The sequence below is a fragment of the Flavobacterium sp. Sd200 genome (assembly GCF_009826935.1).
Lineage (GTDB): Bacteria > Bacteroidota > Bacteroidia > Flavobacteriales > Flavobacteriaceae > Flavobacterium.
This window is the reverse complement of record NZ_WUMN01000008.1, coordinates 36,760-63,139: the sequence shown is the minus strand read 5'-3', so window position 1 is coordinate 63,139 and position 26,380 is coordinate 36,760. Positions and strand designations below refer to the sequence as shown.

The 26,380-nt window shown below is 39.8% G+C and carries 20 protein-coding genes; 14 read left to right on the top strand and 6 right to left on the bottom strand.

Going from position 1 to position 26,380, the window contains the following annotated elements:
- Positions 1 to 8: 8 nt before the first annotated feature.
- The 10 genes from GR160_RS17095 (at position 9) to GR160_RS17050 (ending at position 13,238) form a co-directional block, all read left to right on the top strand.
- Positions 9 to 971 (top strand): transketolase family protein, encoded by a 963-nt coding sequence (locus GR160_RS17095; protein ID WP_160751113.1) that lies wholly within the window; start codon positions 9 to 11, stop codon positions 969 to 971.
- A gap of 666 nt (positions 972 to 1,637) precedes the next feature.
- On the top strand, positions 1,638 to 3,254 hold the full coding sequence (gene asnB / locus GR160_RS17090; protein WP_160751112.1) for an asparagine synthase B: 1,617 nt from the start codon (positions 1,638 to 1,640) through the stop codon (positions 3,252 to 3,254).
- A gap of 251 nt (positions 3,255 to 3,505) precedes the next feature.
- The gene (gene gyrB, locus GR160_RS17085; RefSeq protein WP_160751111.1) at positions 3,506 to 5,446 is read left to right on the top strand and encodes a DNA topoisomerase (ATP-hydrolyzing) subunit B; all 1,941 of its coding nucleotides are present in this window, start codon (positions 3,506 to 3,508) and stop codon (positions 5,444 to 5,446) included.
- Positions 5,439 to 6,446 carry a DUF6588 family protein gene (locus tag GR160_RS17080; RefSeq protein ID WP_237421245.1) on the top strand — a complete coding sequence of 336 codons (1,008 nt, stop codon included), beginning with the start codon at positions 5,439 to 5,441 and terminating at the stop codon, positions 6,444 to 6,446. The genes gyrB and GR160_RS17080 overlap by 8 nt, the downstream gene beginning before the upstream one ends.
- 24 nt (positions 6,447 to 6,470) lie before the next feature.
- Positions 6,471 to 7,406: a malate dehydrogenase gene (locus GR160_RS17075; RefSeq protein WP_160751110.1), complete on the top strand. Its 936-nt coding sequence runs from the start codon at positions 6,471 to 6,473 to the stop codon at positions 7,404 to 7,406.
- A gap of 139 nt (positions 7,407 to 7,545) precedes the next feature.
- On the top strand, positions 7,546 to 10,509 hold the full coding sequence (gene secDF / locus GR160_RS17070) for a protein translocase subunit SecDF (protein ID WP_160751109.1): 2,964 nt from the start codon (positions 7,546 to 7,548) through the stop codon (positions 10,507 to 10,509).
- A gap of 148 nt (positions 10,510 to 10,657) precedes the next feature.
- A complete protein-coding gene (locus GR160_RS17065) occupies positions 10,658 to 11,365 on the top strand; it encodes a MotA/TolQ/ExbB proton channel family protein (RefSeq protein ID WP_160751108.1) in 708 nt (235 codons plus the stop codon).
- Entirely contained in the window at positions 11,362 to 11,754 is a 393-nt protein-coding gene (locus tag GR160_RS17060) for a biopolymer transporter ExbD (protein ID WP_160751107.1), read from the top strand. Before GR160_RS17065 ends, GR160_RS17060 begins: the two co-directional genes overlap by 4 nt.
- A gap of 8 nt (positions 11,755 to 11,762) precedes the next feature.
- A complete protein-coding gene (locus tag GR160_RS17055; protein ID WP_160751106.1) occupies positions 11,763 to 12,653 on the top strand; it encodes an energy transducer TonB in 891 nt (296 codons plus the stop codon).
- A gap of 153 nt (positions 12,654 to 12,806) precedes the next feature.
- A complete protein-coding gene (locus GR160_RS17050; RefSeq protein WP_160751105.1) occupies positions 12,807 to 13,238 on the top strand; it encodes a hypothetical protein in 432 nt (143 codons plus the stop codon).
- Positions 13,239 to 13,322: 84 nt separating this feature from the next.
- On the opposite strand, the gene GR160_RS17045 is transcribed toward GR160_RS17050, so the two are convergent.
- The 5 genes from GR160_RS17045 to GR160_RS17025 all read right to left on the bottom strand — a co-directional run bounded on the left by GR160_RS17045 (position 13,323) and on the right by GR160_RS17025 (position 17,822).
- Entirely contained in the window at positions 13,323 to 14,408 is a 1,086-nt protein-coding gene (locus GR160_RS17045; RefSeq protein ID WP_160751104.1) for a peptidylprolyl isomerase, read from the bottom strand.
- A 19-nt stretch (positions 14,409 to 14,427) separates the two neighbouring features.
- Positions 14,428 to 15,000, bottom strand: a complete 573-nt coding sequence (gene gldI / locus GR160_RS17040; protein ID WP_160751103.1) for a gliding motility-associated peptidyl-prolyl isomerase GldI — start codon at positions 14,998 to 15,000, stop codon at positions 14,428 to 14,430.
- Positions 15,001 to 15,005: 5 nt separating this feature from the next.
- Positions 15,006 to 16,019: a bifunctional oligoribonuclease/PAP phosphatase NrnA gene (locus GR160_RS17035; protein ID WP_370519232.1), complete on the bottom strand. Its 1,014-nt coding sequence runs from the start codon at positions 16,017 to 16,019 to the stop codon at positions 15,006 to 15,008.
- Between the two features lie 107 nt (positions 16,020 to 16,126).
- Positions 16,127 to 16,807 (bottom strand): DUF4919 domain-containing protein, encoded by a 681-nt coding sequence (locus GR160_RS17030; RefSeq protein WP_160751102.1) that lies wholly within the window; start codon positions 16,805 to 16,807, stop codon positions 16,127 to 16,129.
- A 274-nt stretch (positions 16,808 to 17,081) separates the two neighbouring features.
- Positions 17,082 to 17,822: a hypothetical protein gene (locus GR160_RS17025; RefSeq protein ID WP_202390809.1), complete on the bottom strand. Its 741-nt coding sequence runs from the start codon at positions 17,820 to 17,822 to the stop codon at positions 17,082 to 17,084.
- A gap of 199 nt (positions 17,823 to 18,021) precedes the next feature.
- On the opposite strand from GR160_RS17025, the gene guaA reads away from it, so the two are divergent.
- Together guaA and GR160_RS17015 are read left to right on the top strand one after the other, a co-directional pair.
- Complete coding sequence (gene guaA / locus GR160_RS17020; RefSeq protein WP_160751101.1) at positions 18,022 to 19,551, top strand: glutamine-hydrolyzing GMP synthase; 1,530 nt, start codon at positions 18,022 to 18,024, stop codon at positions 19,549 to 19,551.
- 293 nt (positions 19,552 to 19,844) lie between these two features.
- Complete coding sequence (locus GR160_RS17015; protein WP_160751100.1) at positions 19,845 to 20,207, top strand: LysM domain-containing protein; 363 nt, start codon at positions 19,845 to 19,847, stop codon at positions 20,205 to 20,207.
- Between the two features lie 95 nt (positions 20,208 to 20,302).
- On the opposite strand, the gene GR160_RS17010 is transcribed toward GR160_RS17015, so the two are convergent.
- Positions 20,303 to 24,658, bottom strand: coding sequence for a CARDB domain-containing protein (locus tag GR160_RS17010; RefSeq protein ID WP_160751099.1), 4,356 nt, complete (start codon positions 24,656 to 24,658; stop codon positions 20,303 to 20,305).
- A 174-nt stretch (positions 24,659 to 24,832) separates the two neighbouring features.
- Here GR160_RS17010 and GR160_RS17005 point away from each other — a divergent pair, with 174 nt between their 5' ends.
- Together GR160_RS17005 and GR160_RS17000 are read left to right on the top strand one after the other, a co-directional pair.
- Positions 24,833 to 25,804 (top strand): GNAT family N-acetyltransferase, encoded by a 972-nt coding sequence (locus tag GR160_RS17005; RefSeq protein ID WP_160751098.1) that lies wholly within the window; start codon positions 24,833 to 24,835, stop codon positions 25,802 to 25,804.
- Positions 25,805 to 25,809: 5 nt separating this feature from the next.
- Positions 25,810 to 26,379, top strand: coding sequence for a DapH/DapD/GlmU-related protein (locus tag GR160_RS17000; protein ID WP_160751097.1), 570 nt, complete (start codon positions 25,810 to 25,812; stop codon positions 26,377 to 26,379).
- Position 26,380 lies beyond the last annotated feature (1 nt).

The following is a 26,380-nucleotide window of genomic DNA, read 5'->3' as shown; positions in this document are numbered from 1 at the left end:
TCTATAAAATGAAAAAATACACATACACAGAAAAAAAAGATACACGTTCGGGGTTTGGCGACGGGCTTTTAGAAGCCGGTAAGCGCAACGAGAATGTGGTGGCACTTTGTGCCGACCTTGTGGCTTCGCTTAAAATGCAGGACTTCATCAATAACTTCCCTGACCGTTTTGTGCAGGTAGGTATTGCTGAGGCGAACATGATTGGTATTGCTGCAGGTCTTACCATTGGAGGTAAAATTCCTTTTACAGGTACGTTTGCCAACTTCTCTACAGGAAGGGTTTACGATCAGATACGCCAGTCGGTAGCTTATTCAGACAAGAATGTAAAAATATGTGCTTCTCACGCGGGTCTTACCCTTGGTGAAGATGGTGCTACACACCAGATATTGGAAGATATAGGTTTAATGAAAATGCTTCCGGGCATGACCGTTATCAACCCATGCGATTACAATCAGACAAAAGCGGCGACTATAGCAATTGCTGAGCACGAAGGCCCGGTTTATCTTCGCTTTGGTCGTCCGGTAGTGCCTATTTTTACTGATGCCGACCAGAAATTTGAAATCGGTAAAGCATGGATGGTAAACGAAGGTGCTGATGTTTCTATCTTCGCTACAGGACACCTTGTATGGGAAGCTATACAGGCAGGTGAGAAACTTGCTGAGATGGGAATTGATGCTGAGATTATCAACATCCACACGATTAAGCCACTTGATGCAGAGGCGGTATTAAAATCGGTAGCCAAAACAGGCTGCGTGGTTACTGCCGAAGAGCACAACAGGCTTGGTGGCCTTGGCGACAGCATTGCCCAGCTTCTTGCTACAAACAACCCAACTCCGCAGGAGTATGTGGCTGTAAACGACAGTTTTGGCGAAAGCGGAACTCCTGCACAGCTTATGACTAAATACGGTCTTGATGCAGAACACATTATAAAAGCTGTACAAAAAGTTATTGCACGCAAAAAAGCACAGTAATTACTGCTTTTTTAAAATAACAGCCGCCTTATGGAGTAATATCTGTAAGGCGGTTTTTTTATGAGTATTATACCATTTATCAATATAGATTAGTCTTTTTCAAACAATGGTTAAAATGATTGTTTCTTACCACAAAGTGCACTAAGTTTTCACGAAGTGCAAAAGGTATTACGCTTTGCTTTTAAGCTCACAAAGCTATATTTGCCAACAGCACTAGCACTGTTCACAATGCCTTGTGAACTTCGTAAGACAACTTGTTGTCCGTTGTGGGCTATTATAATACCCGTGTAACCTTGTGCACTTCGTGAAAACTTAGTGCACTTCGTGGTAAAATCATCCAATTGAATTTTACAGGCTAAACTAATGATAATTGGTGTAGTTGAAGTGTATCGTAAAGGTTGTTTCGGAGGTTTTAATAAAAGGCTTGTACTATTTGAAGATTAAAAATATTTGGTCACAATAACTAAGGTATTTTACTAACTGTAACCTTACACCTTTAAATTACTGCCTTTTGCTTAGCAATTGTTTTAATTTAAAGGTTTTTTGTTTTAATTTGAAATCATATTATTAATTTGTGTTTTTCAATTGAAACTAAAAATGCAATTTTGTCTTGTTGAAAATAACTAAATGCTTGTTTTTAACATACAATTTTAATCAGAAGATAATATGTGCGGAATTTTAGCAATTATAGGAAAAGGAAAAGATGAGGCTTTAGTAAAACAGCTTTCTAAAAGGATGTCGCACCGCGGCCCCGACGAAAGCGATGTGCATGTAACGCCAAAAGGGCACATGCTGGGGCATGAGCGTTTATCTATAATTGACCTTAATACGGGTAAGCAGCCTATACAGGGGGCTAAAGATGCCTGGATGGTGCACAATGGTGAAATATACAACCACCAAAAGTTGCGTGACACCGTATTAAGCCACCACACATTCAGGACTACTTCTGACTCTGAAGTTATCGTACACCTGTATGAGGAATACGGCTATGAGTTTTGCGACATGCTGGACGGTATCTTCTCATTCGTTGTAATTGACGGAGATGATTATATTGCAGGCCGTGACCCGCTTGGGGTTAAGCCTTTATACTATGGCCTTGACGAAAGGGGCAGGATGTACTTTGCCTCTGAAATGAAAGCTATTGCAGACCAGTGCCAAACATTCTCTACATTCCCTCCGGGGCATTACTACACGCCTAAAACCGGTTTTGTAAAATACTATAGACCGCAATGGGAAGATGCTAAAAAAGCGGTTGAAGAAGTTGATTATGAAAAGATCCGCCAAACGCTTACGCAAGCGGTAGAAAAAAGGCTGATGAGCGATGTGCCTATCGGGGTGTTGCTTTCAGGTGGGTTAGATTCTTCGCTTACTTCTTCAATAGCGGCAAGGCTTATGAAAGGTGGTTCGCAAAAACTGCATTCGTTCTCTATCGGCCTTGATGCCATGGCACCCGATGCTGTTGCTGCCCGCAAGGTAGCCGAATTTTTAGGTACAGAACACCACGAAGTGCACTTTACCATAGAGCAGGGCATTGAGATACTTGATAAACTTATCTGGCACTTGGAAACGTATGATGTTACATCGATAAGGGCCAGTACGCCTATGTATTTTTTAAGTAAGGCTATTACCGATATGGGTATTAAAGTGGTGCTTTCGGGCGAAGGGGCAGATGAGATATTTGGAGGTTACCTTTATTTCCGCAATGCGCCATCTGCGACCGATTTCCAGAAAGAAACCATAGAAAGAGTACAAAAACTGGCCACTGCCGATTTGCTTCGTGCCGATAAAAGCACTATGGCACATGGCCTTGAAGCCCGTGTACCATTCCTGGATAAGGCTTTCTTAGAAATGGCTATTAAAATTCAGCCGGAAGAAAAGCAGCCTAAAACTTATGACGGTATTGAGAAATATATACTTCGCAAAGCGTTTGATACGCCGGAGCAGCCTTACCTGCCACAGGAAGTGCTGTGGAGGCAGAAAGAGCAGTTTAGCGATGGGGTAGGGTATAACTGGATTGATACTTTAATTGAATACTGTGCAAGTCAGGTAACCGATGAGGAGTTTGAGACAGCAGCGGAACGTTTTCCTTACAATACCCCGGCTACTAAAGAGGCATATTACTACAGATCGGTTTTCTATAAGCATTTTCCACAGGTTAATGCAGCACAAACTGTGCGTAAGTGGATACCGAAATGGCAGGCTAATACAGACCCAAGCGGTCGTGCCAATGCCGCACACGTTAATGCAGATACTGCCATAGCGCAGTCTAAGATAGTTGTTTAATTTCAAGGAAAGGTTTTTTTGGAATTTTAGTTTGTTTGTTTGTGGAGAAGCGTCCTGCGGTTAGCAGGACGTTTTTTATTTATATCATATTCCTAAATACTGTATGTATGCGCTAAAGAAAGTGTGGTGCAGGATAAAATTTAATAAAATGTTGATAACTTAAGTCCTAAAAGGAGGCTTAAAATAGCATTATCGGTCGCGTTTCCTTATATTTGTTCGTTAAACTTAAAATTTCGTTAAGATAAAATTTTATGAGTGAGGAGATAAAGAAAAACAGTTATTCGGCAGACAGTATTCAGGCACTGGAAGGTATGGAGCACGTAAGGATGCGTCCTTCCATGTATATAGGCGATGTAGGCGTTAGAGGTCTTCACCACCTGGTTTATGAAGTTGTGGATAACTCTATTGATGAGGCCCTTGCCGGTTACTGCGATACCATTTCTGTTGATATAAACGAAGATAACTCTATTACGGTTGAAGATAATGGCCGTGGTATTCCTGTAGACCTTCATAAAAAAGAAGGTGTCAGTGCCCTTGAAGTGGTAATGACCAAAATTGGTGCAGGAGGTAAGTTTGATAAAGATTCCTATAAAGTTTCCGGAGGTTTGCACGGTGTGGGTGTATCGGTGGTAAATGCACTGTCTAACCACATGAAATCTACCGTTTTTAGGGAGGGTAAAATATACGAGCAGGAGTATGAGAAAGGTAAATCTCTTTATCCTGTTAAGCAAATAGGAGATACTGAGAAAAGAGGTACACGCCAAACGTTTATTCCGGACGATACTATATTTACACAGACTACAGAATATTCGTATGATACACTTGCTGCCCGTATGCGTGAGCTTTCGTACTTAAATAAAGGTATAAAAATTACGCTTACCGATAAAAGGCAAAAAGATGATAAAGGCGAGTTTGTTTCGGAGGTTTTTCATTCTGAAGAAGGACTTAAAGAATATATCCGTTTCTTAGACGGTAACCGTGAGCCTATTATTTCTCATGTTATCAGTATGGAGAATGATAAAGGTGAAATACCGGTAGAGGTTGCGCTTATTTACAATACCAGCTATACTGAGAATATTTTTTCTTATGTAAATAATATTAATACACATGAGGGGGGTACACACCTTTCGGGTTTCCGTAGGGGGCTTACCAATACCCTTAAAAAATATGCCGATAGTTCGGGTTTGCTTGAAAAACTAAAATTCGAAATATCGGGCGATGATTTCCGTGAAGGGCTTACTGCAATTATATCGGTTAAAGTGGCAGAGCCTCAGTTTGAGGGTCAGACGAAAACTAAGTTGGGTAACCGCGAAGTGGTTGCTCCTGTAAGTCAGGCGGTGAGCGAAATGCTTGAAAACTATCTTGAAGAAAACCCTAACGATGCCCGTACGATCGTGCAAAAGGTAATACTTGCAGCACAGGCACGCCACGCAGCTAAAAAAGCACGCGAAATGGTACAGCGTAAAACCGTTATGGGTGGTGGCGGACTTCCGGGTAAGCTAAGCGATTGTTCTGAGCAGGATCCTGCAAAATGTGAGGTATTTCTTGTAGAGGGTGATTCTGCAGGCGGTACTGCAAAACAGGGTAGGGACAGGGCTTTTCAGGCGATACTTCCGTTAAGGGGTAAGATCCTTAACGTAGAAAAAGCTATGCATCATAAAGTGTTTGAGAACGAAGAGATTCGTAATATATTTACTGCTCTTGGTGTAACTATCGGTACTGCTGAAGATAGTAAAGCACTTAATCTTGAAAAACTTCGCTATCATAAAGTAGTTATTATGTGTGATGCCGACGTTGACGGCAGCCACATTTCTACACTTATATTGACGTTCTTCTTCCGTTTTATGAAAGAGCTTATAGAGAATGGTCACGTGTATATTGCTACTCCACCTTTGTATCTTGTTAAAAAAGGAAATAAAAAAGAGTATGCCTGGACTGAAAACCAACGCGACATGATTAGTGAGCGTATGGGTGGTGGTGTTACTATACAGCGCTATAAAGGTCTTGGAGAGATGAATGCCGAGCAGCTTTGGGAAACCACGCTAAACCCTGAATATCGCACACTGCGCCAGGTTAGTATTGATAGTCTTGCTGAGGCAGACAGGATATTTTCTATGCTTATGGGTGACGAAGTGCCGCCACGCAGGGAATTTATTGAGAAAAATGCCTCTTACGCAAATATTGATGCGTAAGGTATTTATAAATATACTAACGGCAACTGCCCTGCTTTGCACGGGCAGGGCTGTTGCACAGGCAGAAGAATTACAACAAATAGGGCATCTTTTAAATGATGCCCTATTTTTTTCTGATCAGTACGTAACCCCTATATCCGATGCGGCGGTATATCAGTCTGTGTCCGGTTGGGTAAGATCGGCTAAAAACCCTGAGCCGTGGCAGGTTGGTTTGGAGTTTCATGCTAACGTGTTTTTTACACCGCAACACGACCGTACTTTTACCATTTATAATAGCGATTTTAGTTTTTTTCAGTTGCAGGAGGGCACTTCGGCTACGGTGCCTACAGCTGTGGGTAACGATTATCAGGTAACTATGATTGGTATGCTTGGTGACAGCGAGGTAAGGCTGAAAACTCCGGAGGGCATTGATATGAAAACCGTTGCCTATCCTTATTTACAGGCTTCGCTGGGGTTGCCTTATGGTAGCGAGCTTGTAATAAAATATTCACCGCAGGTCAATCTTAAAAAGAGCGACTATCAGGTATATGGTTTTGGTTTGAGGCATAATCTTAGTCATTATTTTATATCACTTGCCGATAAAAAGTTTCATATTTCAGTTCTTGCGGCCTACTCTAAAGAAGAGGTTTCGTTTAGTTTTCTGGATATACAGACTGATTATGGTACGCTGGGCATAAATAAACTTACAGGAATGGTAGATACATGGCAGTTTCAGGGCAGTGTATCTAAGGAATATGATGCTTGGGAGTTTATGGGGAGTTTTATGGTTACCACCAGCGACCTTAAATATAAAGTGAGTGGAGAGAAAGGTACGGTGGAAGAAATACTGCCTTTTCAAACCATTGTAAACAACCGTTTGAAAGAGATCTATAAAACGCGTGTAAACTATATAGGTGAAGTTTCTGCAAAATATAGTTTTGGTAAATTTAATGTACAAACTGCTCTCAATTTTGGGAAATTTGTAAATACTAATGTATCTTTACAATACATAGTTAATTAAATTAACCCATAATCAAATATAAATATGAAAGTAACTATAGTAGGCGCCGGCAATGTAGGTGCAACCTGCGCAGATGTAATTTCTTACAGGGGTATTGCTTCTCAGGTAGTGTTGCTGGATATTAAAGAGGGCTTTGCCGAAGGTAAGGCTATGGATATTATGCAATGTGCCCCAAACACGGGTTTTAATACCTATGTTACAGGTGTTACAGGCGATTACAGTAAAACAGCCGGGAGTAACGTAGTGGTAATAACATCAGGGGTGCCGAGAAAGCCGGGCATGACGCGCGAAGAACTTATTGGTATTAATGCCGGTATTGTAAAGGGTGTGGCTGAAAATGTACTTAAATATTCGCCTGATGCTATAGTTGTAGTGGTTTCAAATCCTATGGATACCATGACTTATCTTACTTTAAAGGCTACAGGGCTACCTAGGCACAAAGTTATTGGTATGGGTGGTGCGCTTGATAGTGCCCGTTTTAAATATTTCCTTTCTAAAGCTCTTGATAAACCTACCGGAGATGTTGATGGTATGGTGATTGGCGGTCATGGCGATACTACTATGATTCCGCTTACAAGGCTTGCTTCCTATAATGGTATTCCGGTTACCGATTTTCTTTCGGGAGAGGAACTTGAAAAAGTGGCTGCCGATACTATGGTGGGTGGTGCAACACTTACAAAATTATTAGGTACATCGGCCTGGTATGCACCGGGTGCTGCAGTTGCTTATTTGGTAGACAGTATATTGAATGACCAGAAAAAAATGATAGCATGCTCTGTTCTGTTAGAAGGAGAATATGGTCAGGACGATATTTGCCTGGGAGTGCCATGTATTATTGGTGCTAATGGTTTGGAAGAAATTTTAGACATCCATCTTAATGATGAAGAGAAAGCTAAATTTGAAAAAAGTGCTGATGCAGTAAGGAATATGAATGCCGATCTAAAGGAAGTGCTGGCGTAAGTTTTTAGCTATAAAACATAGGGCTGCCAATAGGCGGCCTTTTTTTTATGATATAATTTACAAATAAATTGGTTAATCTTATCGTAAATTATATATTTGCTCGTTTTTAAAAAATCGGAATAATTAATTTTTAGTAATAATGCAGAATAAGGGACTCGTTAAATTTTTCGCAATTTTATTTGCCTTAGTATGTATCTACCAACTTTCCTTCACGTTTGTGTCTCACAGGATCGAAGATGATGCTAAAGCACAGGCCGGTGGTGACTCAGACAAAGAGCTGGCATACCTGGATTCTATGAAGGATTCAGTAGTGTATCTTGGTTACACCTACAGCGAAGTAAGGGATAAACAAATTAATAAAGGTCTTGACCTTGAGGGTGGTATAAATGTTATGCTTGAAATATCTGTAAAAGATATCCTTAAAGGCCTTTCAAATAATTCTAAAAACCCTGTTTTTAACAAAGCTCTTGATGTGGCTACAAAAAACAGGCAGGGTAATCAGGATTATCTTGAAGCATTTTTTGTTGCCTTTGAAAATGAATCGAAAGGAAGTGTTAAGCTTGCATCGCCTGAACTGTTTACAAACAGGATAATGGGTAGCGAAAGCGTTAATACTGAAATGAGCGATGAGGCTGTTAAAAAAGTATTGCGTAAAAAAGTAAGCGAGTCTATTGACAGCGCTTTTGGCGTTCTTACTGAGCGTATCGATAAATTTGGTGTGGTACAGCCAAACATCCAGAGAATGGGAGAGTCTGGTCGTATCATGGTAGAGCTACCGGGTGCTAAAGATGAAGCGCGTGTAAAAAAACTATTGCAAAGTACTGCTCAGTTAGAGTTTTGGGAAGCTTATAAAGTAAGCGACCTACAGCAGTTTTTACTAACTGCTAACGAAACTCTTAAAGCTACAGAGAAAAACGTCGCTACTGCTGAAACTAAAACAGCATCTAACGATTCTATCGATAAACTTTTAGGTAAAAACGATTCTGCTGCTACAGTAAAAGGTAACAACCCGCTGTTTGATAAATTGGCAATCAGCCCTGCTGGTCCTGTTATTGGTATGGCGTCTGTAAAAGATACAGCTGTATTGAACGGTTACCTTAAAAGGTCTGATATCCGCAGCCTTCTTCCTGCCGACTTAAGGTTTGCACGTTTTGCGTGGGGTAAAGAAGATGTTAAGAAAAGTAAAGGTGTTCTTGAGCTTTATGCTCTTAAATCAAATAAAGATAACGTTGCTCCTCTTGGAGGAAACGTGATTACAGGTGCAAGTGCTACTTTTGACCAAATGAACAAACCTGCTGTAAGCATGCAAATGAATACTACAGGTTCTCAGAAATGGGAAGAAATGACAGGCAAGGCATACAGGGAGCAAGGCTTTATTGCTATTGTTCTTGATAATGTGGTGTATTCTGCTCCGGGTGTAACTTCTGGTCCTATTGCCGGTGGTAACTCTCAAATTTCAGGTGCTTTTGACGTAACTGAGACTAAAGACTTAGCAAACATATTAAGAGCAGGTAAACTTCCTGCAAAAGCAGATATCGTACAGTCTGAAGTTGTAGGACCATCACTTGGTCAGCAGGCTATCGATAACGGTATCAACTCATCTATCGTAGGTTTATTATTAGTATCACTATGGATGGTTGTTTATTATGGTAAAGCAGGCTGGTATGCAAATGCTGCGTTGCTTGTAAATATCCTTTTCCTATTCGGTTTCCTTGCAAGTTTAGGTGCTGTGCTTACACTACCGGGTATTGCAGGTATCGTACTTACAATTGGTACAGCGGTAGATGCTAACATCATCATTTATGAGCGTGCTAAAGAAGAGATTCGTCATGGCAAGTCGCTTGATGAGGCTGTAAAAACTTCATTTAGCTGGAGAGGTGCTATGTCGTCTATTACAGATGCTAACGTAACACACGTGCTTACAGGTTTAGTACTATTGATATTTGGTTCGGGGCCGGTTAAAGGTTTCGCAACTACATTGCTTATAGGTATCTTTACTTCACTATTTACTTCGATCTTCGTTACAAGACTATTCCTTGACTGGAGTGTTAAAAAGGGAGAGAGCTTAACATTTGTTACCGGAATGTCTAAAAACTGGTTTACGAATGTTCACTTTAATTTCCTTGGAGCTAAGAAATTTACTTACATATTCTCTTCTTTAGTAGTTGTTGTAAGTTGTGTATCATTCTATATAAATGGTCTTGATCAGGGTATCGACTTTGCAGGTGGACGTACGTTCCAGGTTAAATTTGAAAAACCTGTATCTATAGAAGAAGTAAGGGATGAACTTACCGCTGTATTTAACAGTAATGTAGATGTTAAAGTATTTGGTAACGAATCTCAGCTAAGAATAACTACTAAATATAAGGTAGACGAAAATACTGTAGAGGCAGATCAGGAAGTAAACACAATGCTTTACAATGGTCTGAAAAAATACTATTCTACACCTCTAACTGAGGCGCAGTTTATAAACACCAGCGAAGGTAAAACGTTAGGCTTACTTCAGTCGTCTAAAGTTAATGCTGCTGTGGCAGATGATATTAAAGCTAACTCTGTTTGGGCAGTATTAGGTGCAATGGCTATCGTGTTTATTTACCTAATGGTAAGTTTCAGGAAATGGCAGTACAGCCTTGGTGCAATTGCTGCTGTGGCGCACGACGTTATATTTGTATTGGGTATTTATTCGCTTTGCTACAAATTTATGCCTTTCCATATGGAAATGGATCAGCACTTTATTGCGGCTATCCTTACCGTTATTGGTTACTCAATGAACGATACTGTAATTGTATTTGACAGGGTACGTGAGTTTATTGCAGGTAAAACCCGTGGTAACTTTACACAAATTGTAAACGACTCTATTAATACTACATTATCGCGTACGGTAAATACATCATTAACGATGGTGTTGGTATTACTTATCATGTTCATTTTTGGTGGTGAGTCTATCCGTGGATTTATCTTTGCAATGCTTGTGGGTATCATAGTGGGTACATATTCATCGCTATTTATTGCTACTCCGGTTCTTGTAGACAGTATGTCTAAAGAAGATAAAGCAGCTATCGAGAAAAAACATAATGAAGAGCTTGAAGAAGTAAAAGCTTAACATTTTTTAATACTTTATAAGAGCCTGCTTATGTAAATAAGCAGGTTTTTTATTTTTTTGCATACTCAAAAAAGCATATATTCGTTATCCATTAAAAGCAGGCTTGCCTGTTTAAAGCCAAATACACTATAGCAACTAAAAGCAAAACATGACAAACTTATTTTTATTATTGCAGGATACCATCCCTGCCGCTGCTACAGATAGTACTGCAACCGTTGCAACATCGACCGAAGAATCTGTTAATTATTTTTCGCTGCTCATGAAGGGTGGTGTAATGGTAGCCCCAATTTTGTTGTTACTGTTCTTTACTCTTTATGTAATTATAGAAAGGGCACTTTACTATAAAAAGGTTGCTAAAGAAGATACAAGGCTTATAGACGATGTAAGGACGCATTTAACATCCGGCAAGGTAGATGCAGCGCAAATGGCAGCAGCACGTTCGGGCACGGCCTATGGTAATATTATTGAGAGTGGTATTAGCCTGGTTGGCATAGGAAGGCCACTTGGCGAGATCGAAGGTATTATGGAAAAAACCACCAATGTAGAGATTGGCCAGATGGAGAAGAAACTGGGGTGGTTGGGTCTTGTGGCCGGTATTGCACCCATTCTTGGATTTATTGGTACCATATCGGGGGTTATCAAGATATTCTATACCATTTCGATTACTGAGAATATCAGTATCGGAAGTATTTCGGGTGGTCTTTACGAAAAGATGATCAGTTCTGGTTTAGGTCTTATTGTAGGTGTAATTGCTTATTCAGGGTATCACTACTTCAACATGATCATTGACGATTTTTCACTTAAAGTGCAAAAGCAGGTTATACAGTTTGTTAATATAATAACGACCGGAAAATGAGAGTAAGGAGAAGTAAACGTTTTCATGCAGAGGTTGCAGCACACGCCCTTAGCGATATTATGTTCTTCCTGCTGTTGTTTTTCCTTATTATATCTACACTGGCAAACCCCAATGTTATAGACCTTGCTTTGCCCAAGGCAGATTCTAACAAAACAACAGATAAGGCGCATACAACCATTTCGGTTACTGCCGATAAGCAATATTTTGTAGACAAACAGCCTGTTGCCTTTGAAGAGCTTGAAGGCACACTTATGGCTAAATTGGCACAGAGTGGAGACAACGTGGTTATTGTAAGGCTTCCTAAGGACCTGCAGGTGCAGGATATGGTAGACATTTTACAGATAGGGCAGAGGAATAAACTGAAATTTTCTATTGCCACAACAAAATAATAGTATTGATGGCTGCATATACAGAACAGGAAAAAAAATCGTTAATTGCAACTACCCTCATATTCGGGCTGTTGCTTTTGGCGCTTATCCTGATTAAATATTCTGAAAAAACAGAACTGGCCGACCTTGAAGGCGGCGGCGGTGGCGGCGGTGTTACCGTTAATTTTGGTGATAGTGATGTGGGTTCCGGTGCCGATTTTAAGAGTGAGGTGCTTGAGGTTAAACAAACAACCAAACAGCAGCCTCCGGTTGCGAGCGCTCCCGAAGAAGAGATTATTGGCAGCGATCTTGAAGATGCGCCTGCAATAGCCAATACTAAGCCTGTAACTAAAAAAGAGCCTAAAAAGGAGGATGCTAAACCGCAACCAGTAAAGGCTCCGCAGCCTTCTAAGTCTACAAGCGATGCATTGTCTAACCTACTCAACGGAAACGCTAAAGGAGGCGATGGCGATGATGGTGTAGCCGGAAATAAAGGTAAGAGCACAGGCAGTCTTAGCAGTGGTAGTTATGACGGCGATGGCGGTAGCGGCGGAGGCCGTGGCGGCGGTAACGGAAGCGGAGACGGAACAGGTACTGGTCCGGGTAGCGGAAGTGGCTCTGGCGGTGGCAGTGGTTCGGGACGAGGCACGGGTGTAGGTAACTACAATCTTGCCGGACGCAAAGTGCTAACAAAGCCGGCTCCAAGATATACCTGTAATGAGCAGGGAACAGTTGTTATACAAATTACTGTTGATGATAGTGGTAAAGTAATTAAGGCAGAAAGAGGCAGGGGCACAACAAACTCTGCACAGTGTCTTTTCGACCAGGCCAAACAGGCGGCATTGAATACAAAGTTCGATAAGGGCTCTGTAGCGGCTCAGGTAGGAACAATTAAATATAACTTTACACTTACCGAGTAAGGTAATGCCAGATATAATAAAAAGAGGCTTTTTTGAGAAAATTCAGATAAGCCTCTTTTTATTTATTCAAACGGCTGATGGAATTTAATTGCTAAATTTGCGCTAAAATAAAGGCAATTACTGATAATAAACCTATTGCCTGCAACATATAATATGAAAATAAATTTAAAATCGGGTATTGGCCAACTTGTGTTTGGTATGAAGGAAAAAGACGTTAAAGCCATTTATGGTGAGCCTACGCGCCAATTTAAGGATGACGACAAAAATACTATTTACCTGTATAACAAAGAAAAGATAAGACTTACGTTTTATGCAGATGAAGATTTTAAGCTTGGTTACCTTATTGCAGCACATCCTGATCTTGAACTGTTTTCTGTAAAAGTTTTAGGCCAAAATTGGGAAAGCCTTAAAAAGGTATTAGAAGAAAAAGGTATTAAAGGCTTTGATAAAGAAACGTATGACTCTGAAGATAATTATTTTAATGAAGCTAATTGGGCCATTTTTCGTGTAGAATTTGGAGAGGTTATTCGTGTAGAACTTGGTGCTATTATAAATAGTAAAGATGAGTTTGACTGGAAGTTTTAACTATTATATCCAATTCTACTTTTAACTCAAATAAGAAAGGGATTCCGCTGCCGGAATCCCTTCTTATTTTTTGGATAGATAATGCTATTTTGCAAGCATTTCAAGCTCAAACACAAGGTTTGCATTGCCTGGAATTTTACCCTGTGGCATACCTCTTTCTCCATATCCAAGGTGAGACGGAATGAAGATAATAGCTTTATCGCCCAGTTTCATATTTTCTATACCTTCAATAAAGCCCGGTATCATTCCTGATTTTGTACCAATGGTAAAAGGTATTGGCTTATAGTATCCGGCTGCATCTTTTTGAGGGATGTAGTTGCCCATATCTTTAGCTACTTGTGGAATGCTCGAATCGAACAAAAACGCATCATTTTCAAGATAACCTGAATACTCTATCAATACTTCAGATCCATCAGCAGGTTTTTGCCCTGCACCCTGTTTTAGTATTTTATATACCAGTCCGCTGGCAGTTTTTGTACCTGTGGCTTTAGCTTCGGCAAAAAATGCAAGTTTATCGGTTTTTGCTTTTGCAAGCGCATCTGCTTTGGCTTTTGCCTCAGCAGCCGCTTTCTCATAATATTCTTTAAATACTTTGTCTGCCTTAAAGCGTTTAGCGTCTTTACCTACGCGTACAATCTTAACTGTTTTAATATCGTCGTTTTGCTCTATGTTGTTAACAACATCCATGCCCTGCACTGTGTGACCAAAAACAGTATGAAGACCATCCAGGTGAGGGGTAGCTTTGTGTGTTATAAAGAATTGGCTGCCGTTTGTTCCGGCACCTGCATTTGCCATAGAAAGTATGCCAGGCCCACTGTGTTTAAGGTCGGTTATTTCATCTTTAAACTTATATCCCGGTCCGCCCGATCCGTTACCTGCCGGGTCACCTCCCTGTATCATGAAATCTTTGATAACACGATGCCATTTAAGGCCGTCATAAAATGGTTTGCCTTTGTATTTTGCTTCTACCATTTCGTTTTTTCCTTCGGCAAGTGTAACAAAGTTAGCCACTGTAAGCGGTGTTTTTTGATACTCAAGTTGTACAACTATCAAACCTTTGTTGGTTTCTATTTCGGCATAAAGCCCGTCGCCTAATTTGCCATAGTCTGGCGGTGGTGTGTTCTTGCAGGAAAATAAAAGTGCTACTAAGCTTAAAAACAGACTTGTCATTGGTTTCATTTATATTAAATTAATTCTCTTTTACAGTGGTTTCAGCACCGCTTTCGGGCTTAATGTCGTTTAGTGTAACGGTACACATTAGCGGCTGGTTAATGCCAATTTTATCGTTGTCGCCATGATAGCCATAGCCCATGTGAGACGGAAATAAAAAGGTTACCTTTTCACCTTTGTTCAATAATTTTATACCGTCTCGAAGCCCCATCATTATATTTTGTTTGTCTACAAGATATACCTGTGGTTTAAGTTCGGCCTGGCTGTATATTACATTGCCTTTTATGTCTTTAACTTCATAATCAAAATAAGCCACATCACCGCGTTTTGGGGTTACAGTATCGGTAGTAACTTCTACGTCATAGCGATACCAGTATCCTTTGCTCGATGCTATATATTTTGCATTGGGGTTGTTCTTAATAACAGAGTCTATTTGCTGTTCTTCATTTGCAATAAGCTTTTTATTTCTCTTTACAGACTCGCGCATAAACGTACCCGAACTTTGCGACAGTGGCCTGCGCGCCTGTTGCTGAGAGCAGCCTGCAATCAAAATTGCTGCAGTTGCAAATACCAATATATATACCTTCTTCATATTCATCACTCTATATTTGTGTGTGCTAATGTAGCAATAAATTTTTGTATGGTAGCCTCTAACGATTCGGTGCTTTTGCCACCTGCCGCGTTTATATGCCCTCCGCCACTAAAATGTTGTCTTGCATAAGCATTAACGTCAAAATCTCCCTTAGACCTAAACGATATTTTAATAATGCCTTCGTCTTTGTTTTCGGTAAAAAAGGCTGTAAAAACAATATCTTTCATGCTCAAGCCATAGTTTACAATACCTTCAGTATCGCCTTTGCTATGTCCAAAGCTGTTAAGCTCTTCCTGGCTCATGCAGCTGTATGATGTTTTATAAGCAGGCAATACTTTCATGTTCTGCAAAGCCCTTGCCAAAATTTGTATGCGATTATGGGAATGATTGTCAAACAGCAGGCTGTGTATAGCACTGTTGTCTATGCCAAGGTCTATAAATTCTGCCGCAATGCGATGTGTTGTTCCTGTGGTCGAATGGTAACGGAAAGAACCGGAATCGGTAACGATACCTGTGTAAAGACAGGTAGCAATGGTTTTATTAAGCAGGTTGCCATGCCCCAGTTGTTGAATAAAATGATATACCATTTCGCAGGTAGAGCCATAGCTGGTATCACTAAAGGTTACAACAGCATAATCATCCGGTTTTTGATGATGGTCTATCATTATAAACGGCACTGTAAGTCTGCGCAATGCTTCGGCCATAAAGTCTCCTGTGCGGCTCAGGGTGTTAAAGTCGAGTGTAAAAACAAGTTCTGCGGCCTGTAAAATGCGGTTGCATGTTTCGGTATCCCTTTCATAAACCTTTACAGTATCCGATGACGGAAGCCATGCTAAAAAATCAGGAAATTCGTTAGCTATCAAAACGGTAGGCTCATGCCCAAGTAATTGTAAAAAATGGTATAAACCCAACGTAGAACCCATGGCATCTCCATCAGGGTTGCGGTGGGGTATAATTGCAATTTTTTTAGGGGTGGTAAGCAGTTGTTGTACCTTCTCTATATCGTCATGTGTCATCATTCTGCGAATTTACATTATTTTATCTTATAGCCAATAACATGGTGGGTATTAACAAAAAAGCCCGCCACAAATTTGGGCGGACTTTTTTCATGAAAAAGGCGTGTATTTTAAAGGCCTGTAACCTGTGTTTTTGGACCCGAAACTTCAAAGTATAAACCCGGCAAATTGTACATGTTTTGGTTTATTGCAAAATAGTCGTACTGGCCGTTTGTAGCATATTCATCGCCAACGGGTTCAAAGCCTAAAATGCTTACAAGCTCATATTCGTTGGTGGCATCTATTACGTGTATGCTGTTTTGTTTGGTAGTTCCGTCGCCACTGCTCAAAATAGCATCTATAATAATATCAGTTTGTGCACGCTCAATTTTAGCGTCTTTGTATAGCTCCAACTGCATAAGGCAGTACTGACGGTATTTTTTTATAGTAATGCTAAATGGGTTGGCCTCTAATAGTACTGCGGTATATTTTATAACATCGGTAAGATCGGCAGTGGTAGGATTTTCTTTTTTCAGGATATCATTAAGGCTTGCATGTGTTGTGCTAAGCAAAGCTTTGTCATAGGTTTTAGGCATAAGTGCGTAGCCATAATAAAGATGCCTGCTTTCCTCTGTAGTAAGGGTGCTGTCTCCTTTTTTATAACGGTTGTAAAGCTTTTCGAAATATAAAGGAGAATTTTTATCGCTAATGTTTTTTTGTATAAGGGCATAGTCCGGCATTGCGGTTTCAGTTTGCTGTGCATTAGCTCCTAATACCATCAGGAATACTAATATTGTAAATATCTTTTTCATAATCCTTGCGTTTTGTAGTATAAAGTTACTTGTGGTTAGCCTTAATTTTATCTCAATTGGCTGATTGTTAAGTCAAAAATACCATACATTTAACACACGGAAAGAGGCTTTAAGTTCAAACCATTATCGCTATAGTTCAATGGCAGAAATGTGTAGATAAACGGGTTTTAATGCCGTTGGTCGAAGAGGTGTAAGGGCAAGGAAGTAATGAAGCTTATATAAAACAAAAAATTGGCTCGCGCCAATACAAATTGAAATAATATTTAAAATAAAATTAGTCGCCACCACCGCAGCCTCCGCCGCATCCACTACATCCGCTGTCTCCTCCATCTGACGAGCAGCTGCTGTCAGAAGAGCAACTGAAAGATGAACATCCGTTTTCGTTTCCATTACCATTGCCTTTTTTTCTGAATATATTAAAGAGAATAATGGTTATGAATATTATTAGGAATCCAAAACTGTCAGATGCCTGGATGAACAACATTGCCAAAGCTGTTATAAACAATTGCATTATAAGTGATCTTATTTTTGCCGATGGTTTTCTTACAATCCAATATTTAGCTTTGTTAGTCCTCACAAAGTCAATATCTGAAAAACGGATTTTTTCATCGTGCCAGATGTCGGTTGGAGGTTGCGAATTAAACTTTTCGGTATACAATTCGTATAATTTTTTGTATGATATACTGAATTTTTGCTGTTCTGATTTACCGCCCTTTGTTGGGTTGTGATGAATTTCCATTCCCAATGTGTCACGACAAAGGTTCTGCCAGTAAGATTTGGTGTAAGTTAAGTGCAGATGCCATGCCTGATCTACAGGGTCTGAAGGAGTTATGGGCTCTGCCGAAGTGCAGCATAAAAAGATAAACTTTTTATACTCATCTATTACCCGTTTGGTGTAGATGGATGTCCAACCGTTTTCTCTCGCCAGTCTCGTTTTAAAGGTTAGTTTAGTTTCTGGGGCGTCAAATTCAAAATTCAGAATTTTGCTCCAAAGTTGATTTTCAAAATGTGTCATTTTTTTTATAAAGATACATCCAAAAACAAAGAGATGTATGTTTTTGATTCCGGTTTCATTTCATTATTTTGGAGGGATACTGCATATTTTCAATAGCTCCGGCATTTTAAATTCTATGTTCTGTTATCCCTTATCTAAAATCTAAAAATCTTTATAAAATTCTATTTTCAAATTTCAACAGTTTGATTTACTTTTGCACATGCAACACAACGTACTTATTTTAGACTTCGGGTCGCAATACACACAACTTATTGCGCGCAGGGTTCGCGAGTTAAACATTTTCTGCGAAATTTTCCCTTACAATAACCCACCTACAGATCTTTCAACTTATAAAGCGGTAATACTGTCGGGCAGTCCTTTTTCTGTCAGGGCTGAAGATGCCCCGCATCCTGACCTTTCAGAAATTCGCGGCAAACTGCCTTTGCTTGCTGTATGTTACGGTGCGCAATATCTTGCCCATTTTAACGGTGGCGAGGTAGCACCAAGCAATATTCGCGAGTATGGCCGTGCAAACCTGTCGTATATTAAAGAGGGCGAAGCCTTTTTTAATGGTGTAAGCCTTAACAGCCAGGTTTGGATGAGCCATAGTGATACCATTAAAAAACTTCCGGCTAGCGGTGTGGTACTTGCAAGTACTAAAGACGTGGCTAATGCTGCTTACAGGATAGATGGCGAAATTACCTATGCAATACAATATCATCCTGAGGTGTACCACAGCACAGACGGAAAGCAAATGCTGGAAAACTTTTTGGTACACATTGCACAAGTTCCGCAGAGTTTTACACCAACATCTTTTGTTGAAGATATTGTAGCCGAACTTAAAACTAAAATTCAGGACGATAAAGTAGTGCTTGGCCTTTCGGGTGGGGTAGATTCTACTGTGGCTGCCGTATTGCTTAATAAGGCTATTGGCAAGAATTTGTACTGTATTTTTGTGAATAACGGTTTGCTGCGCAAAAATGAATTTGAGAGCGTGTTGAACCAATATAAAGATATGGGATTGAACGTAAAAGGTGTAGATGCATCTGAACGTTTCCTTTCTCAGCTTGCAGGTGTCTCTGATCCGGAAACAAAACGCAAAACCATTGGTCGTGTGTTTATTGAGGTATTTGACGATGAAGCACATTTGCTAACAGATGTTAAATGGCTTGCACAGGGCACTATATATCCTGACGTTATTGAGTCGGTTTCAGTAAAAGGGCCATCGGCAACTATAAAATCGCACCACAATGTGGGGGGGCTTCCTGATTTTATGAAGCTTCAGGTGGTTGAACCATTGCGAATGCTGTTTAAAGACGAAGTGCGCAGGGTAGGAGCAACATTAGGTATTGACCCTGAGCTTTTGGGGCGCCATCCGTTCCCTGGACCGGGATTATCTATAAGGATTCTTGGTGATATTACACCGGAGAAAGTACAGATACTACAGGAAGTAGATTATATATTTATTCAGGGATTAAAAGATCACGGACTTTACGACAAAGTTTGGCAGGCGGGTGCTATACTACTGCCTGTAGACAGTGTTGGGGTTATGGGCGATGAGCGCACGTATGAAAAAGTGGTTGCCCTTCGTGCTGTAGAAAGTACTGATGGTATGACTGCCGATTGGGTGCATTTACCTTATGAATTCCTTATGAAAATAAGTAACGAGATTATAAATAAAGTTAAAGGTGTTAACAGGGTTGTATATGATATTAGCTCCAAACCACCAGCCACAATTGAGTGGGAATAATCTTTTTAAAAAACTCTAAACCGTGCAGTAATGTGCGGTTTTTTTGTGTTTAGTATTAAGTGTATGTAAAATTAGTAGTTTGTGATGCGTGCATAATAATTTTGAGAAACGAATTGTTTGTGAATTTATTATATTATGCTTTTAAATTTAACATTTGAATTTTTTAAAAGCATAAAAATTTATGCCTGATTGGTAATTATACAAAAATGTAAGAATTGGATTTAGTATGTTGACTGAAATTGTATAATTACGTAATTTTAGGTATCTGATTTATCCACTTACTAAACTACATCATGATTGCAAAAAAATACTTTATAGCCGCCTTACTAATCGGCTTATCGTGCACTGGCGCATTTGCCCAGGAACAAACTAATCAGGCTGCGAATGCTCCTGAAACAACAGGCTACCAAAAGAAAATGCTTGAGCCTAAGGAAGGCGAAGAGTTTTTAAACCACACTGTAGAGCTTGGTGAAACCGTTATGCTTATTTCTAAAAAGTATAAAGTAAAACCACAGGATATTTATGAGTATAATCCTGAAGCTGCCCAGGGAATTGGCGCAAGCGCTGTTTTGCAGATACCAATGCACAGGAAATTTAAAAGCAAAAAAGCTAAAGCTGCAGAAGCTGCCGCTGCAGAAAGTGCTTCTAATAACTAAATAATTTTCACATATTGTAAAAACACCAAAGCCTGTAGTTTTCTACAGGCTTTGGTGTTTTTAGTATTCAGAGTTTTTGAATTTTTCTATATCATTTATTGGGTTACATATACCCATCCAACAATAGGCTCAGGAAAATCAGGATCGTTTAATTCGAGTACAAAATAGTAAGTGCCTGTTGGTACAGTTGTGTCTTTATTACCCACTTTTTGCACATCGGCAATACCATTCCAGTCGGCTTCGTTGTGGTCTCCGGTCCATACAAGATTGCCCCAACGGTTGTAGATATTCATTTTAAAATTCAGGAATATATTGCGCAGACCTTCTACAAAAAACGTGTCGTTGTAACCGTCTCCGTTAGGTGTTACATAATTATAGGTTGTAGGAGCACACTTTTTTATTCTTAATAAAAACGATGCTGTAGTATGGCAGGTTCCGTTGTCAAGTCGCACAAATATGCGCTGAGGGTTAGTGTCATTTACAAATTGCGTGGTATTATAAATAGGGTCTATTGCCTGGTCAGCACTTTGCTGCGATCTGTAAAAGGTTACAGTTTCGTTAGGGTAGTTCTTCAGGCTTTCGGCATAGTCAGAAAAATCAAAAGCCCCTGTGCTGTATCCTTTATCGCAGGATGTTATATCATCAGGCTGCTGTAGCACAGGAGATAACACTAGCGTAGTTGGCAATGTATAGCTGTTATTGTTTTCGTCGGTCTCAATAACGATCCCTGTGCCGTCTCCGGTATCATCTGCCACAAAAGTAAGGTCAAAATCAAGAGGTACACCTATAGGTATAGTAAGGGTTATGTAGTTACTTTCGCTTTCGCCAATAGCTATATCTTCAATAGTTTCGGTGTAGTCTAAAAAGTTTCCGTTTACATATATGGCAACCGGGGTGGAGGCAGGCAGTACATCGGTACCGTTTAGGTTGCTTACATGGTAGTGTACATGTATAATACGCGAATTACATTGCTTATAAACTTCTTCTATTACTACGGTTGCATCCGGAAAATAACAGTCAATAATTATCAATGTAAATGGTTTAACATCATAGCAGCTGTTAACATCTTCTAATCTTACAAATATCTGCGTGTTGTGCGGGGCTATGTATGCGCTTGATAACGTAATATCATCGGTACCATTTATGGCTTGTTGCTGTGTGGCATGAAAGGTTATAACGTCAGTAGGAGTGTTTTTAAGGGATTGCTCATAAGCCGAAAAATCAAAACTGCCCACACCACTGCCATTAAAGGTTTCGCACGCAGTTATATTTGCAGGTTGCCTTAATACAGGAGATACCCACAGGCTAACGGCAAACGGTGCACTGCTGTTGTTGGTTTCGTCGTTCTCTACCACTACTCCTGTCCCCGTACCGTTATCGTCGGCAACAGCGACTAAGTTAAAGTTTAAAGGTATACCTGCCGGAATACTGAGCGTAATAACCGCTGTAAGGCTTCCGTTTACAGGTATATTACCAACAGTGCTCGCTAAACCAAGCAGTGTAGATCCTGTATAAAAAGCTACCGGGGTTGCAAGCGGCAAAATATCAAAACTATTAAAATTGTGTACGGTATAAACCACGGTAATATCGCGGCTATCGCACTGCTGTATTATTTCGTCTATTGTTACAGTAGCATCAGGAAAAAGGCAGTCTATTGCTATTAGCGAAAATGTTGCAATGCCAAAGCAACCATTTACATCCTGCAGCCTTACATATATGGTTTGTGGGTTGGCTCCGTTCGATGTATAATTTTCCGGATTGGTAATGTTGTTGTTTCCACCAAGCAGTGCATCGTTTTGAGTAGTGTAAAACCTAACAACATCGGTAGGGTTATTTTTAAGTGACTGTTCATAGGCCGAAAAATCAAAAATGCCAATATTACTGTTGTTGGCTGTTTCGCACTCGGTTATATTCTGCGGCTGGCTAACTGTTGGAGACACCCATAGTTGTACAGGCAGTGTAAAGCTGTTGTTGGTTTCGCTTATCTCTTCGACAGTATTGGCAATATCTACCCTGAATATAAGGTCAAAGCTAAGCGGGATACCTGTTGGTATGGTAAGAGTGACCGTAGCCTGTTCGCTACCGCCTACAGGTATAATAACAGCTGTTGCTGTTGTACTTATCAGTTGTGTGTTTGCATAAATGCCAATCGTTGTTCCTGCCGGGAGTACGTCAAAACTATTGAGGTTGCTAACAGTGTAGGTTACAGTAATAGATCTGCTGTCACATGCCTGTATAAGGTTAGTGGCAGTAATGGTGGCGTCAGGAAAAAGGCAGTCCCTCACATTAAGCAAAAACTGGGTAATGGCATAGCATCCGTTTGCATCCTGAAGCCTTACATATATGGTTTGAGGGTTAGTGCCGTTTGAGGTATAATTTTCCGGATCGGTAATAAAGTTATTACCTCCAAGAATAGCATCGTTTTGGGTGGTATAAAACCTTATAACATCTGTAGGTACATTTTTAAGAGATTGCTCATAAGCCGAAAAATCAAAAATGCCAATGTTACTGCCGCTGGTTGTTTCGCAAACACTAAGGTTTAACGGTTGTTGTACTGTTGGCGATGTTCTTAGCTGTATTGCAGGCAGTATAAAGCTGTTGTTAGTCTCGTTTCGCTCTATAATTGTGTTATTCTCGTCTACTATAAAATTGAGGTCGAAGGGAGATTGCACACCAGCCGGAATAGTAACGTTTACCGTTAGGGTTTGCGAACCTCCAATGGGTATGGCGGCTGTAGTGACAGCCGTAGTTAAACGTACTGTGCCCACATATATGTTTATAGGTGTACCTGCAGGTAAGGCTGCAAAACCATCTGTATTGCTAACAGTAAGGCTAATGGCTACATCTCTCGTGCCACATGCAGGAAGGGCAGTAGCCGATACTGTGGCATCAGGATAAAGGCAATCGTCTGTAATAAGTGTGAACGATGTAAAGGCGGTACAACCGTTCTCATCTTCTACACGAACATATATTTCCTGTGGGTTAGCAGTGGCTAAAAAAGCTGCGGCCTCTGTAAGGCTTATAGGGGTACGGGGTGTTTGGGCATCGTTTTGGGATCTGTAAAATGTAACCACATCGCCCGGTGCGCCCATGAGGGATTGCGCATATCCGGAAAAATCGAATATACCCCTGTGGCTCCCCAAAACTGTTTGGCAGGCGTGTATATCTGCAGCTGTCGGAGCATCCTGCAGCCATAGTGTTTCATTAAGTGTAAGGGTGTTATTGTCTTCGTTGGTTTCGGTAACGGTGCGCAGGTGGTCTACAAAAAAGAAAAGTTCAAAATCGCGGCCTGTTGCGGCGGGTACAGTAATGGTTACAGTGCCACTTTCGCTGCCGCCTATGGGTATATCTGCCACTGTTTGCGTAACAGCAACAAGTTGGGAGTCTACATAAATGCCTACGGTTGTTCCGGCCGGGAGTATCTCGGTGCTGTTAACATTGTGTATGGTGTATTGTATTTCTATATCGCGCGAGTAGCATTGCTTTATTATATTTTCTACTGTAATGGTAGCATCGGGAAGCTGGCTGTTGAGCTTTGTAATAATAGCGTTTATCATTACAAAATCTGCCCCGAATTGATTTCCGGATGTAAGCTGTATTTCTGCTGTTTGATCGCCTATGCGTATAAAATTCTGAATATCATAAACATCCAGATCCATATTATAAAGCGAGTCAGATTGTGTTATACTATTTGTGCCATTGAAAGCATTATCGCGCGGATTTAAAGGAGGATTACTCAATACATTATTATTGATCCTCAAAGTCTCGTTATAATCAAGAGGGGCATCACCTTCCCAGGCAACAAAACCTATTTTTGCCCCAATATTATCAACAACATTAAGGCTTGGCAGGCTAACGTTTACAACATAGGGTATAAACTCAAGCCCATCGTATAAGTTTAGCTGGTTTAGGGGTAAAGAACTATTTTCATAAACTACTACAATTACCCATCCGCCAAAATTTGTACCGTTCCTGCAATATAAATTATTGTTAGGGGTGGTGTTCATGTTAATAATGCTGGTAAGATCCAGATCAGATAATGTATATGTGCCGTTACCGGTTGAGCTTACTAATTCGGTAACATCGGCAAAAGCACTAAAAAAAGGCCTGCTGATGCCATCAGTGTTATTGGCTATAACAGGAAACGTCCGCTGTGCTGTAATATCCTGTCCGTTAAGTTTAACGTCAAAGTCACCGGTGCCTGATCCTGCCCAATATAGGTAAGCCTTTAGTATATTATTTCCGAAAGTTAGATTTAGATTTGCCGATGAAGATGTCAATATTTCGCAGGGATTGTCATTTCCTGTATTGGCGTGGGTGTTTAATGTGTTGCCCACATATGTAAAATCATACCTGCCGTTAAACTGCTCATATAAGCTTATACTTATTTGGCTGTGAATGCCTAATGAATATAAAATTAAAAGAGCTGTTAGTAGTAGTTTTCTTTTCACGGCATATTTTTTTCTAAAATTAACAAAAATATAGCAAAGCCAAATTTTTTAACTAAAAACAACAACAATGTGGCGGCAAATGTGTTTATATAACTAAACCCCGATTATTTTTGTACTTTTACCTTAAATAAACTAGTTATGGAGTTTTCTTTTTATATTTCATAACCGCCTTTAATGTATACTATACAACCATACAACATACAGTATTACGATCAGTGGAATGATTTTGTTGCCCGTTCTAAAAACGGTACATTTTTGTTTCATCGTGATTTTATGGAATATCATGCCGATAGGTTTACTGATTATTCACTGCTGGTTTTTAATGATAATAAACTTGTAGCATTGTTACCGGCCAACAGGGTAGGGGATGTAGTATATTCGCACCAGGGGCTAACTTATGGAGGGATTTTGCTTACCGCTCAAAATAAACTTGCTGATGTAATACATATTGTAAGGGCTATCCTGAAATATTTGAATGATAGAGGTATTACTGCTTTTTCAGCAAAAAGTATACCTGATATTTACCATAAAATGCCCGCACAGGAAATGGAATATACACTTTTTGTGGCGGGTGCAAAACTGGTAAGAAGGGATGGCCTTTCTGTTTATGATATATTGGGAACATTTCCTTTTACGAAAAAACGATTGGAGGCTATAAGGAGAGGAGAGAAAAATAATCTTTTAATTGTAGAGGAGCCTAATTTTGATTTATTCTGGAATGAAATACTTATTCCTAATCTAAAGGAAAAACACGAGGCAGCCCCGGTGCATACTGCTGAGGAAATAAAATTTTTGCATAGTAAGTTTCCTGAAAATATAAGGCATTTTAACGTTTACAATAATGGTACTATAGTGGCCGGTACAACCGTTTTTATTACAGATACTGTAGCAAAGCCTCAATACATTAGTGGCAATCCTGATAAAAATCAATTAGGAAGCCTTGATTATCTTTATAATCATCTAATCAGAAACGTTTTTAAAGAAAAGCAATATTTTGATTTAGGCCCTTCTCATGACCCTGACAGCCGCAAGTTGAAGGAAGGGATTATTTTTTGGAAAGAAAGCTTTGGTGCAAGAACACTTAACCATGATTTTTATGAAGTGCCAACCGTTAATTTTATAAATTTAGATAACGCCTTAATTTAATCAGGATGAACATAAAAGGACGTTTTTTAAAATTTATATTTGTTACTTTAAGAATAAAAAAGTATCAGTTTCTTTCTGATTGTAAGCGCGTTGAAGGAAACCTCCTAATGTATCACCCTGTTTTGTTAAAAGGACCGGGGAGGATAGTTTTTGGCAAAAACGTGCAGGTAGGTGTTATATCATCTCCAAATTATTATACCCATTATGCATATTTTGAAGCAAAATCCGAGAATAGTGAAATAATCATAGGTAACAACACAGCTATTAATAATGGGTTTTCGGCAATAGCCCTATCTAAAATAAGTATTGGAAATAATGTTTTGATAGGAGTCAACTGTTCGGTAATAGATTCAGATGGTCATTTATTAGATCCTCAAAAACGAAATCATGATTTGTTAAATGCTGTAGATGTAAATATAAGTAATAATGTTTTTATAGGATCTAATGTGGTGATTTTAAAAGGCGTTACTATAGGAGAGAATTCAGTAATAGGAAATGGCTCTGTAGTAACAAAAAATATTCCTGCTAATGTAATTGCTGCTGGTAATCCTGCGCGTGTAATCAGAAGTTTGTAAT

Bases quoted from the DNA above. Each gene is read 5' to 3' on its own strand.
- GR160_RS17095 (WP_160751113.1), top strand. From the start codon at position 9: ATGAAAAAATACACATACACAGAAAAAAAAGATACACGTTCGGGGTTT.
- asnB (WP_160751112.1), top strand. From the start codon at position 1,638: ATGTGCGGAATTTTAGCAATTATAGGAAAAGGAAAAGATGAGGCTTTA.
- gyrB (WP_160751111.1), top strand. From the start codon at position 3,506: ATGAGTGAGGAGATAAAGAAAAACAGTTATTCGGCAGACAGTATTCAG.
- GR160_RS17080 (WP_237421245.1), top strand. From the start codon at position 5,439: ATGCGTAAGGTATTTATAAATATACTAACGGCAACTGCCCTGCTTTGC.
- GR160_RS17075 (WP_160751110.1), top strand. From the start codon at position 6,471: ATGAAAGTAACTATAGTAGGCGCCGGCAATGTAGGTGCAACCTGCGCA.
- secDF (WP_160751109.1), top strand. From the start codon at position 7,546: ATGCAGAATAAGGGACTCGTTAAATTTTTCGCAATTTTATTTGCCTTA.
- GR160_RS17065 (WP_160751108.1), top strand. From the start codon at position 10,658: ATGACAAACTTATTTTTATTATTGCAGGATACCATCCCTGCCGCTGCT.
- GR160_RS17060 (WP_160751107.1), top strand. From the start codon at position 11,362: ATGAGAGTAAGGAGAAGTAAACGTTTTCATGCAGAGGTTGCAGCACAC.
- GR160_RS17055 (WP_160751106.1), top strand. From the start codon at position 11,763: ATGGCTGCATATACAGAACAGGAAAAAAAATCGTTAATTGCAACTACC.
- GR160_RS17050 (WP_160751105.1), top strand. From the start codon at position 12,807: ATGAAAATAAATTTAAAATCGGGTATTGGCCAACTTGTGTTTGGTATG.
- GR160_RS17045 (WP_160751104.1), bottom strand. From the start codon at position 14,408: ATGACAAGTCTGTTTTTAAGCTTAGTAGCACTTTTATTTTCCTGCAAG.
- gldI (WP_160751103.1), bottom strand. From the start codon at position 15,000: ATGAAGAAGGTATATATATTGGTATTTGCAACTGCAGCAATTTTGATT.
- GR160_RS17035 (WP_370519232.1), bottom strand. From the start codon at position 16,019: ATGATGACACATGACGATATAGAGAAGGTACAACAACTGCTTACCACC.
- GR160_RS17030 (WP_160751102.1), bottom strand. From the start codon at position 16,807: ATGAAAAAGATATTTACAATATTAGTATTCCTGATGGTATTAGGAGCT.
- GR160_RS17025 (WP_202390809.1), bottom strand. From the start codon at position 17,822: ATGACACATTTTGAAAATCAACTTTGGAGCAAAATTCTGAATTTTGAA.
- guaA (WP_160751101.1), top strand. From the start codon at position 18,022: ATGCAACACAACGTACTTATTTTAGACTTCGGGTCGCAATACACACAA.
- GR160_RS17015 (WP_160751100.1), top strand. From the start codon at position 19,845: ATGATTGCAAAAAAATACTTTATAGCCGCCTTACTAATCGGCTTATCG.
- GR160_RS17005 (WP_160751098.1), top strand. From the start codon at position 24,833: ATGTATACTATACAACCATACAACATACAGTATTACGATCAGTGGAAT.
- GR160_RS17000 (WP_160751097.1), top strand. From the start codon at position 25,810: ATGAACATAAAAGGACGTTTTTTAAAATTTATATTTGTTACTTTAAGA.